Source organism: Caldivirga sp. MU80, assembly GCF_001663375.1.
GTDB lineage: Archaea > Thermoproteota > Thermoprotei > Thermoproteales > Thermocladiaceae > Caldivirga.
This window is the reverse complement of sequence record NZ_LCTF01000049.1, coordinates 1-9759: the sequence shown is the minus strand read 5'-3', so window position 1 is coordinate 9759 and position 9759 is coordinate 1. Positions and strand designations below refer to the sequence as shown.

The 9759-nt window shown below is 47.5% G+C and carries 14 protein-coding genes and 1 pseudogene; 7 read left to right on the top strand and 8 right to left on the bottom strand.

The genetic code is table 11. The annotated features are described in order from the left end of the window. The 3 genes and pseudogenes from AAX04_RS10970 to AAX04_RS11705 form a co-directional block, all read right to left on the bottom strand. Window positions 1-658 (bottom strand): annotated as a pseudogene (locus AAX04_RS10970) (AAA family ATPase); the annotation flags it as partial. A gap of 61 nt (window positions 659-719) precedes the next feature. Beyond that, window positions 720-995: an elongation factor 1-beta gene (locus tag AAX04_RS10965; protein ID WP_066798211.1), complete on the bottom strand. Its 276-nt coding sequence runs from the start codon at window positions 993-995 to the stop codon at window positions 720-722. 9 nt (window positions 996-1004) lie between these two features. After that, complete coding sequence (locus tag AAX04_RS11705; RefSeq protein ID WP_369818431.1) at window positions 1005-1181, bottom strand: zinc finger domain-containing protein; 177 nt, start codon at window positions 1179-1181, stop codon at window positions 1005-1007. A 116-nt stretch (window positions 1182-1297) separates the two neighbouring features. Between AAX04_RS11705 and AAX04_RS10960 the strand changes: the two genes are divergently transcribed. Then, complete coding sequence (locus AAX04_RS10960; RefSeq protein WP_066798209.1) at window positions 1298-2260, top strand: NAD-dependent epimerase/dehydratase family protein; 963 nt, start codon at window positions 1298-1300, stop codon at window positions 2258-2260. Here the strand turns inward: AAX04_RS10960 and AAX04_RS10955 are convergent. Next, on the bottom strand, window positions 2238-2762 hold the full coding sequence (locus AAX04_RS10955) for a hypothetical protein (protein ID WP_066798207.1): 525 nt from the start codon (window positions 2760-2762) through the stop codon (window positions 2238-2240). The two genes, AAX04_RS10960 and AAX04_RS10955, sit on opposite strands and share 23 nt — an antisense overlap. A gap of 4 nt (window positions 2763-2766) precedes the next feature. Further along, window positions 2767-3075 carry a translation initiation factor aIF-1A gene (locus AAX04_RS10950; RefSeq protein ID WP_084761475.1) on the bottom strand — a complete coding sequence of 103 codons (309 nt, stop codon included), beginning with the start codon at window positions 3073-3075 and terminating at the stop codon, window positions 2767-2769. 136 nt (window positions 3076-3211) lie between these two features. Here AAX04_RS10950 and AAX04_RS10945 point away from each other — a divergent pair, with 136 nt between their 5' ends. Beyond that, entirely contained in the window at window positions 3212-3421 is a 210-nt protein-coding gene (locus AAX04_RS10945) for a ferredoxin family protein (protein WP_066798201.1), read from the top strand. On the opposite strand, the gene AAX04_RS10940 is transcribed toward AAX04_RS10945, so the two are convergent. Next, window positions 3415-4398 carry a DUF4432 domain-containing protein gene (locus AAX04_RS10940; RefSeq protein ID WP_066798199.1) on the bottom strand — a complete coding sequence of 328 codons (984 nt, stop codon included), beginning with the start codon at window positions 4396-4398 and terminating at the stop codon, window positions 3415-3417. The genes AAX04_RS10945 and AAX04_RS10940 overlap by 7 nt on opposite strands. Window positions 4399-4459: 61 nt before the next feature. Next, complete coding sequence (locus AAX04_RS10935; RefSeq protein WP_084761472.1) at window positions 4460-5203, bottom strand: helix-turn-helix domain-containing protein; 744 nt, start codon at window positions 5201-5203, stop codon at window positions 4460-4462. Between the two features lie 195 nt (window positions 5204-5398). Between AAX04_RS10935 and AAX04_RS12300 the strand changes: the two genes are divergently transcribed. Further along, window positions 5399-5941 (top strand): hypothetical protein, encoded by a 543-nt coding sequence (locus AAX04_RS12300; RefSeq protein WP_156519830.1) that lies wholly within the window; start codon window positions 5399-5401, stop codon window positions 5939-5941. A gap of 35 nt (window positions 5942-5976) precedes the next feature. Beyond that, window positions 5977-6453 carry a hypothetical protein gene (locus AAX04_RS12550; protein ID WP_304439081.1) on the top strand — a complete coding sequence of 159 codons (477 nt, stop codon included), beginning with the start codon at window positions 5977-5979 and terminating at the stop codon, window positions 6451-6453. A gap of 151 nt (window positions 6454-6604) precedes the next feature. Here the strand turns inward: AAX04_RS12550 and AAX04_RS10925 are convergent, their stop codons facing one another. Then, the gene (locus tag AAX04_RS10925) at window positions 6605-7834 is read right to left on the bottom strand and encodes a M20 family metallopeptidase (RefSeq protein ID WP_066798195.1); all 1230 of its coding nucleotides are present in this window, start codon (window positions 7832-7834) and stop codon (window positions 6605-6607) included. A gap of 115 nt (window positions 7835-7949) precedes the next feature. Here AAX04_RS10925 and AAX04_RS12210 point away from each other — a divergent pair, with 115 nt between their 5' ends. The 3 genes from AAX04_RS12210 to AAX04_RS11700 all read left to right on the top strand — a co-directional run. Continuing rightward, window positions 7950-8123, top strand: a complete 174-nt coding sequence (locus AAX04_RS12210) for a hypothetical protein (RefSeq protein ID WP_162270146.1) — start codon at window positions 7950-7952, stop codon at window positions 8121-8123. A gap of 65 nt (window positions 8124-8188) precedes the next feature. Continuing rightward, window positions 8189-9562 (top strand): RNA-guided endonuclease TnpB family protein, encoded by a 1374-nt coding sequence (locus AAX04_RS10920; RefSeq protein WP_066798193.1) that lies wholly within the window; start codon window positions 8189-8191, stop codon window positions 9560-9562. A gap of 58 nt (window positions 9563-9620) precedes the next feature. Then, on the top strand, window positions 9621-9759 hold a 139-nt coding region (locus tag AAX04_RS11700; protein WP_156519831.1), incomplete at its 3' end, for an alpha/beta hydrolase fold domain-containing protein.

The window sequence follows — 9759 nt, the reverse complement described above, 5'->3', positions numbered from 1 at the left end:
AAACACCCTTAGGAGGCTCAATACCAAGATGCCTAAACAACTCAGGATGCTTAAGAGGAAGCTCAACCAACTCCCTAATCTTCTGCTTAGCCTCCTCCAAATCACCAATATCCTCCCAAGTAACACGAGGTATCCGTACGTTCTCCACAGGCTTCTCAAGTACCTTGACCTGGGTCTCGTCGTCAACTATGACTGGCGTGTTGCTTGGCCTAACCTGTATTGCCTGGAATATTAGGGATTGGCCAAGTACCAGTATCTGGACTAGGTCACCCTCCATCAGTACGTAGTCCTTAAGCCTCTGCTTAACGTAGTTCTCGAAGTTCTGCTCAATGGAGAGGGTCATTGATACTGGGGCTAGTTTAACCAGTTGAGCCTGCTTGGCCTCGGTTACCTTGACCTTAACCGTATCGTTGACGCTTACGTCGGCGTTCTTCCTTATTATCGAGTTCATCCTAATAACAGCCCTACCGTCATCCTCAGGTAGGCCATACATGACCTTGGCCGCAGTCAACCTCTTACCCTTAATGAAGACAACCGTACCTGGTTCAATACCGTAATCCCTCATGATTGAGGGATCAATGCGAACAATGGGCCTACCAGCATCCCTCTGCTTAGCCTCCGCAACACGGAGCTCAATCCAACCCTCCTCACTGGACATAGGGGAGAATTAGACAGTGGGTTTATAAAGCTTTTAAAGGGTTGCAACCCGCATGATAGCCTCAAAAGCTAACCCTAGTGAAGTACTCCAGCTCAATGCCCCCAATGTCCTCTATCTGGGATAGGAGGTTCTCTATCTCATCAGTCGTGTACTCGTCGGACTCCGGTATGACTATGTGAACCTTAAGTGCCTTAATCCCGAACCCAATCTCCTCCTCCTCAATACCCTTAACCTGGTACTTCGGCTCAAGCTTACCCTTTATAGTTTGCTTAAGCTTCTCGTAGTTAACATCCTCCCTGCTTGGGGTAACCCTATAGACGTAGTATATTTGAGCCATTTAAACCACTCATGGACCTTCGAAACCGCAGACTGGGCACTTATAAACGTTTCCTTCCCTCCTACAGCGCTCACACCTCCATATCTCATACTTACCGCAGTTTGGACATAGGAAGTGGGTCGCCCTCTTAAATGGTGCTATTGGGCTACCGCACGATGTGCAGTAGTGGACCTCCGGGCCATACAGCTTCGGCCTTGGCCTTGATCGGGCTGCTGCGGTTTCCATTACCCAGCCGTAGCGGTGAGTGTATTTAAAGATTAGGTGAGGTTAAAGTTTATTTGGAGTAAATGAACCACTAATCCATGGGCAGGGTTATTGTGACTGGTGGAGCTGGCTTCATAGGGAGTCACTTGGTTGATAAACTAGTGAGAAGCGGCTATGAGGTTACTGTTATAGATAACTTAAGCGGTGGCGATGTCAATAACCTCAAGGACTCCCTAGGCAGCGGTAGGGTTAACCTTGTTAAGGCTGACTTGAGGAATTGGGGTGATTGGGTAGGTGAATTCAAAGGTGCCTTAGCCGTCTTCCACCTAGCCGCCAACCCAGAGGTCAAGGTATCCTCAGTGGAGCCTAGGAGCCACTTCGACAATAACCTGGTGGCCACTTTCAACGTGGCTGAGGCGGCTAGGTTGGGCGACGTCAAGTACATTGTTTTCGCCAGCAGCAGCACTGTTTACGGTGACGCAAGGGTTCTCCCAACACCCGAGGACCACCCAATAGAGCCTATAAGTGTCTACGGCGCCACTAAGGCGGCCGGCGAGGTCATGTTAGGCACGTACTCTAGGCTCTACGGCATTAGGGTTGTTAACCTAAGGTATGCCAACATTGTTGGGCCCAGGTCTAGGCATGGGGTTATTTACGACTTCTACGTTAAGTTGATGAGGAATCCAAGCGTCCTTGAGGTGCTTGGGGATGGTAGCCAGAGGAAGAGCTACCTATATGTTGATGATGCCGTGGACGCGACGCTATTCCTATTCAACAAGTTGATTAATGGTGGACTTCAGGACCAAGCCTTCAACGTTGGTAATAGGGATTGGGTCACAGTGATGGAGATAGCTAAAATAGTCATTGAGGAGGTTGGGTTAAGGAACGTGAACATAGTGACCAAGCTAACCACACCCGATGGTAGGGGTTGGCCAGGCGACGTCAAGTACATGCTCCTAGACATAAGTAGGCTCACTGGGCTTGGCTGGTCACCAAGGTACAGTAGCGCTGAGGCTGTTAGGTTAACCATCAGGTGGCTTAAGGGCGCCTCCTCGTCTTGATCCTGTAGGCCCTAGCCACCTTAAAGTTAGAGGCCAACTCAACAGCATCCTCTCTGGGCAGGACAGCCAAGTCACCCACCATCGGATCGTTAATCATGTTACCCCTACTAGTCTTAATACTGAAGTAATTGGCCGTGAAGACCGTTACCATGACCCTACTCGGCGCCTTACCCCTCCTCGGCTTAAGCAGGTTCTCGAGATCCTCCAGGGCTGAGGTCAACTTGGCCTCCTCTAGGAGTAGGTTCCTCCTGGGTAAGTTACCCGCGGAGGCTTGGTCAAGTATCTTGAGTATCCTCACCCTGAGTAGTGAAACCAACAGGTCCCTAACCATGCCTAGGTAGGTTGATGCGACGGTATTCTCCAATGCACCGCCGAACTTAACCCCACTTATCAACCCATTGACGAGCTCCCTGTAGGACCTGTAGGGTAATTTAACCAGGTCTCTACTCTCCTGCTCCATCTTAACCAGGTCCCTTAGCCTATCAAGCTCCTGCTGGTTCATTACACTACAGGGCTAGTTCATCAAGCCTATTTAAAATCTCGCCGTATTTACTAATCCTCCTGAGTTCATTAACCTCCCCCTTCTCGTACTTGTAAATCACATCAGCCTTACTTGGCTCGAAGTCCCATGGAGCAACTATCAGGTAGTCACCCACCTTAATCCACATCCTCTTCCTGTACTTACCAGGTATCCTGGCTATCCTCACGTTCCCATCCTCGCAAATCACCTTAACCCTATCATCCCCAACAATATCCATGACCTTAGCCAGCATCTCCCCCTCATCCGGGACCCTAACCTTAGGTTCACCACTCACGGCTAACCCAACACCGGGACTCTTAATAAACCTCCCGCCAATTTAATGAGGAAAGTATTATGACGTATACGTGTAGTATACGTATACTTGCCACTGGAGTATCCTTTTTATTTCTGTGCAGTTACAAGGTGGATTAATGGTGAAGGTTAGTTTCAGGGTGATTGTACTGGATAGCTGCACAGGCTGTGGTATATGTTGGGCAATATGCCCCAAGGGAGTCTTAGTGGGTAGGCTCAGGGATAAGGCCATTGTCGCCTCCCAGGACCAATGCATGGGCTGCTTCTCATGCCAAAGCAATTGCCCCTTCGACGCAATTACCGTTCAGGTTAATGTTAATGCTCAGTAGGGTACTATCCTTAGCCTTACCCATGTGTTTATTTGGCCATTGCCCTGTATCTCATACGCCGTACCAGCCTTAACCTGCTCAGCTAGGCCAGTGGCCGGCCAGCTTGTGGCCAACTCCACCGAGGTTGCGTATATCCTCCCAAACCATGGGTAATTTAACCCACCACCAAGCGGCCTCCACAGCCACATCGACCTGAACACTGATGGGTCCCAAGTCACCTCAACACCAAGGCCAATGCCCCTATTCACCAACCTAAACCAGGAATCCTTAATCCTTGGGACGTAGACCAAGTCATTGGTGTTCAGGTTCCTCGGGAACCTAGACAGGTCAATGGGTTTACCGTCCTTGGACTTAACCATTGGGAAGGTTCCCCTATAACCAGGTTCGAGGATTGAGGACTCCGAGCTAAGGTGCCTGTCAACCTCAACCTCAGTACCCTCCGGCAGTTCAAGTACGGAGTTCTCGCTAAGCAGGTCGCCGCCGAAGTTTGGGTGGTGGAGCCAGGAGAATTTCAAAGCTTGGCTACTTAGGTTAACGAGCCTCTCCCTGATTAAAACCTCATTACTGTTAACTAGCCTGATCCTCCTGTAAAGCTTTAGTGGATATTTCCTGAGGTTTGTAACCATGAGTATTGAGTACTCGTCAACCTCCTCATCATACTCAACCCTCCACGGTATGTAAGGTGTCTCGTCATGAAGGCCGAAGGAGACTCCAGCATACCTTGATGCATAGCCGGCGTTTGGAATAACCTCAAACCAACCGCCGAAGAAGATTACGTTGTAGAAGTCCTCTGGTGTTAAACCCTCCCTAAAATTCTCAATGGGTTCAGGGTCCCTGTGGTGGTAGAGAAGCTCCTTACCACCATAGTTGATACTCCAGATTAAGCCGCCGAGCTCAGGTATAACCTCAACCTTAAGCTCACCCCTAACCAACCCAACAACCCTCAACCCATTAACAAACAAGCCATCAACAATCAAGCTGAACCACCTAAAAGCTATGCGGGCACTGGTTAAATAACCCTTACCAGGTGGGTTAAGGTCACTGCATGTTGGGCATTACGTGAGGTGAATCGTCATCGAGGGCAATACTGATGAGCTTCCTGATAGCCCTATTCAGTCTCCTTGACAAGGTGGATTCACTGACGCCAAGCTCCCTGGCGAGTTCCGTAATTGTAACCCTCCTAGGGTTGCTAAACAACCCCCTCCTATGCGCAATCCTCAGGAGTGCTGCCTCCTCACTGGTTAGTAGTAGTCTCGCCCTGTTCCTCACCATACCGGCTACAAGCTCCTCTGTGTTAATGCTCATCCTCTTAACGTTCCTAACCTCACCATTACCGCTGATTATCCCTATGAACGTCTCCACCAATGAGTCGCTCGGGAATAGGAAGCCCCAATGCTCCACACCACCACTAGTACTGTAGTTGACTTCAAACCCACCCAGGATGTGAGCCCTATACCTAGTTGAGTCCGCGTAATCACCCCTAACAACCATGCTAATTAGCCTCGGGTACGTGGAGTTCAACGGCTTAACCTCATCAATGCTGAGCACATTCCTATGGTTAACCATGGCTTTAAGCAACCCCCTCAAATCATCCTTACTCTTAACCTTAACCAAGGCATACTCCACTATGAATGGAGTTGAAGAGTCAACGAAGGTCCCTAAAACCTCGTAATCCACAGCCAGATCGGAAACCTTAAAGGTCCAGTCGGAGTAATGAAAATAATCAAATAGAATAAGTGCATTCTGCGGATACTCTAAGGCATTTAAGATGTTTTTGTTCATACTGTACAATTCTGTTTCAGTCCTTTATTTAGTTTTTTACCAGCTGCTTATGCAATCGAACATCAGATAGTATACTTACATTAGTCATGCAATGGCATAATCATGCGTTCGTATTAGCAATAAAACTTATAAAGACCTACTAAAGACCTACCATATGGTGGCCCTCCAACACCTGGCGACTTCCTACCATCACCGATGGAGCAGGAGTGGCTTAACCCAACTGTAATATCACTAGCACATCAAGTTATTCAATATAACCCACAGGAAGCCTGTAAAATCCTCGAGGAACATGGATTTAAGATAGTTAACACCACGAGTGGACCTCAACTACTATTTCCAAATGGTACAGCATTCCCAACTATAACATTCATAGATTACGCGGGCTTCCCGGATACATTTGGTGTGGGTGTGATTGTTGGTGAACAATGGAAGCAGAATCTAGGTATAACTGTTAAGGCTATATCTGAGTCGTTATCAACATTGTTTACCTACGAAGAGACAGGTGAGGAGCCATTTGAATTAATGTACTGGTTAGCTCCAGGTTATTCACCATACTTAATATGGACCACGGAATTCGTTCCTGCTCAGGCAATAACAGTTTATCTAAATGGTTCGTATTATCTGAATGTAACTCATATCAAAACTGTTGGAACTATGATGTATGATGATCCAGGTAGGTGGATTCCGCCGTCTCAATTCATAGAGGACTGGATTAAGCCGGTGAAACAGCTAATGTAACTGAGTTAAAGAAGTACTACAATGATATGGCCATGATGTTGATCAAGGAGCTTCCAGGTATACCAGTTACGTTCGTTGCATGGCCTAGGTATGAGTACGAGGATCAATACTACATAGGGTTCTCAACACCTGAATACTTCTACGCCTGGGATGTTGAGATATGGGCCGTTGGGTCAGAGTTAATGATACTAAATATAGCACCGCGCCCGCCAGGGATGACACAGCAGCAGGAGATAGAATACACTAAGGAGGCTTGGCACGACCTATTAGCTTACCTATACGGTAAAGCCACCACTGCAACACCACCATCATTACTGGCCTTACTAACGCCATCTACGGTGACTACAACTACGACTACTACAACAACCACTACTACCACAACATCAACAACTGCAGTAACAACAGCAACCGTAACCAAGCCAGTAATAAGCACAGCATTAATAGCAGGAATAGTAATCATAGTCATCGTAGTAGTTGCAGTAGTGGCAATAATAGCGCTAAGAAGAAGGTAAGCCTAAAGTCGAAGCTATCTTAAATTCAAACTTTATAATTTTTAATTTTTCAGCCTTCTAAATCATGTTCCTATATTACGTTCTTCTTTTATTGACTACTATCACTATATTTAAACTAATTAATTATTCTAAGCTTTTATTTGACATTAAGTTAAAAATACTTTTCTATAGTATACCTCATTACATTATAGGTGTTCACTAGGTCGTTTATCGTTACGTATTCGTCATACGTGTGCGCCAGGGTCAATTCCCCTGGTCCATAAATCACCGTGGGTATTCCCCTAAGCCTAAAGTACCTCCCGTCGGTGGCCCCGGTCATTATTATTGGTTTCGGTTCAGCGTTGAGCCTTGCTATGCCCTCATGGATTAATTGAACTATCCTTTCCCCAGTTGGAGTGTAGTTTGGTTCACTGGTGTCTATTACCTCAACATCGGCAAGCCCCCTCAACCCCTCCCTCAACCTACCTATGACGCTGCCTGGTGAGACCCCGGGCGGCACTCTCATGTCTAGTTCCAGTTCTGCGTAGTCTGGGACCATGTTTATCTTTGACCCACCCCTAATGACCCCTGGGTTGAAGGAGACTGAGCCTATCACACCCCTTAAGTCGGCTTCACTCAGCCTTAATCCACCCCTTAGGGCACCCTCCAGGTAGACCCTAGCCGAGTTGTCAACCGCCTCCACTAGGTCCTGGGGTAGCTTAACCCCCCTATTCACCTCCTCAATGATGCCCTGCGCCGCCTCAATAGCCTTAATGAGCTTCATTATTGCGTTATCCCCAAGCACAGGTAAACTACCGTGGGCCGGCCTACCCCTAGCCACAAGCCTAACCTGGCTAAGCCCCTTCTCCGCTATGCAGTACCTACTGAAGCCCGTTGGCTCAGCCACTATGGCTGCATCGCCAACAAGGACATTACCCTTAACCAAGGCCTCAACCCCAGCATGACCCCCAACCTCCTCATCCGCCGTTGCGGAGAAGACCAGCGTCCCAGAACCCTTACCCTCAATCACGTGACCCAACTCAGCGAAGACCATCATTATCACGGCTAGGCCACCCTTCATGTCCGTTGAACCCCTCCCATAAACCTTGCCCTCAATTACCCTCCCCGAGAAGGGTGGGTAAGTCCACCTGGATGAGTCACCAGGTGGAACAACATCAGTGTGTCCATTGAGTATCAGTATTGGTCTACCATCACCCACCTTAGCTATCAGGTTGGGCTTACCCTTAACGTACTCGTAGATGCTGCTTGAGAAGCCACGCGCACTAAGCCAGTCCCTAATGAAGCCGACAACCCCAGTCACATCACCAGGTGGGTTAGTGCTGTCTATTTGAACCAGGCGTGAGGTTAACTCAGCCAATTGATCACCCAAATTACCCCGCATCACTAAGCCTACTGCGCAGTATAATATAAGTTATTCGGTTTATTCTTAGTTCATATTTAAATTACTTAATAAAAGAGGTAATGCTTAAAAATTGGCTAAGAATAACTTATTTTCGATGGCCACTAACATCAAGAATGTGATTAAGGTTGTTTTACTAATACTGGTGCCTTGGATATTCATAGTGTTCACTGCGCCGCTTTACAATAAGCCCTACCCGGAGTTGGGGTGGCTAGCCATTCCTATGGTGGTACCTCTTCACCTGGGTTTTTATACAGCCTGTGATAATTAACAACAAACCTCGTCCTTTAGGGTGGGGTAAAGGTTTTTAAGCATGAACATCTATCTGTCTTTTAGATGCCCTCCCCTGGTGAACTTCATCAAGGTGGGGAGCGGGGGCTGACTTCCCCCGCAATGCCAGGGGAGGGCATCTATGAGGTTAAGTATACTAATGTAAGAACCAACGTGGTTAGGCTACTACCAAATGGCTTCCAGGAGAGGAGGCTTAGGAGGTTGGCTAACGTCTCTGCCAAGCTATTTAATGAGGTTAATTACGAGAGGAGGAGACGGTTCTTTCAACAGCATCGAGTTGACTTTAAATCAACATGGGACAAATATTACAATAAGTACAAGAAGATACTTGGTGTTAATGCTCAGGCGGTGCTTCAGAAGAATAATGAGGCTTGGAATTCCTTCTTCTCACTGCTGAGGCTGAGGAGTGAGGGTAAACTACCACCATTCATGAGGCGTGTTTCTCCACCTGGTTATTGGAAGGATAGTGTGACTAAGCAGAGGAGGCTGATACTTCTTGTTAGGCAGGATAGGTACATTGTTGATGTAGAAAGGCACATCCTCATCCTAAAGGACTTTAAGATGGCTATTAAGTTTACTGGGAGGTTGAGGTGGTACGGAAAACAAGGCAGGTTGGAGATAATTTATGATGAAACAAGGAATGCCTGGTATGCATGCATACCAGTGGAGGTTGGTGTTGAGGAGGCTAAAACGGGAAGGAGGAGTAGGCATATTGTGAAGGGTGAGAGGAGGAGCATTCAAATTGAGTCGCCCAAGGGCAACAGGGCTGCATCCATTGACTTAGGCATCAATAACTTGGCTAGTGTGGTTGTGAGTGATGGTACTTGGTTACTCTACAAGGGCATAAGAGCAAAGGAGGACTACTTCTACTTGCAAAGACTGATTTCAAGTATCCAGTCCTTGAGGGATACGCTCAAGGATAAGCTACTGGCTGACGCAATCGATGAGTTGAACAGAGAAGTAAGGAGGCTGAGTGGAAAATTAAGGAGGAGGTTGTTGCACCTCTACAGGAATTTTGCTTCTCACTTATTGAAGCAACTCCACGAGCTAGGAGTCTCAACAATATATCTGGGTTACCCATTCAATATTGCTCAACAGAAGGGCAACAAGTTCACAGTGAACATGTGGACTTACAGAAAACTCATGGAGGCCATTGAGTTGAAGGCACAGGAGTACGGCATTAAGGTGTTTATAGTCATCGAGTACAACACCTCAAGGTACTGCGCCTACCACAACGTCGAAGTAAAGAGAAAACCAAGAGGTGTTGCCCACTGCCCAAAGGGACATAAGCTACACAGTGACCTAAACGGAGCATTAAACATAATGAAGAGAGCCATTGGAAAGATACCCCTAGTCATAAAGAAGCCACTCTCCTTCATCATAGACCACAACAAAGTAGCCCCCATAAAGGGGAGGTAACACCCAAGACCCCAACAAACCCCCGCCCAAAAGGCGAGGAAGGGGTCAGAAGGGCTCTATATGCGTAACTGGTGTGAGCGCAGGAGGTAACCTGGCAGCTGTAGTGAGCGTACTGGCTAGGGACAGTGGAATTAGGCTTAGGTGCCAGGTCCTTGTGCAACCGGTCATAGGGTTTGATCCGTATTCGGAGTCTGCAA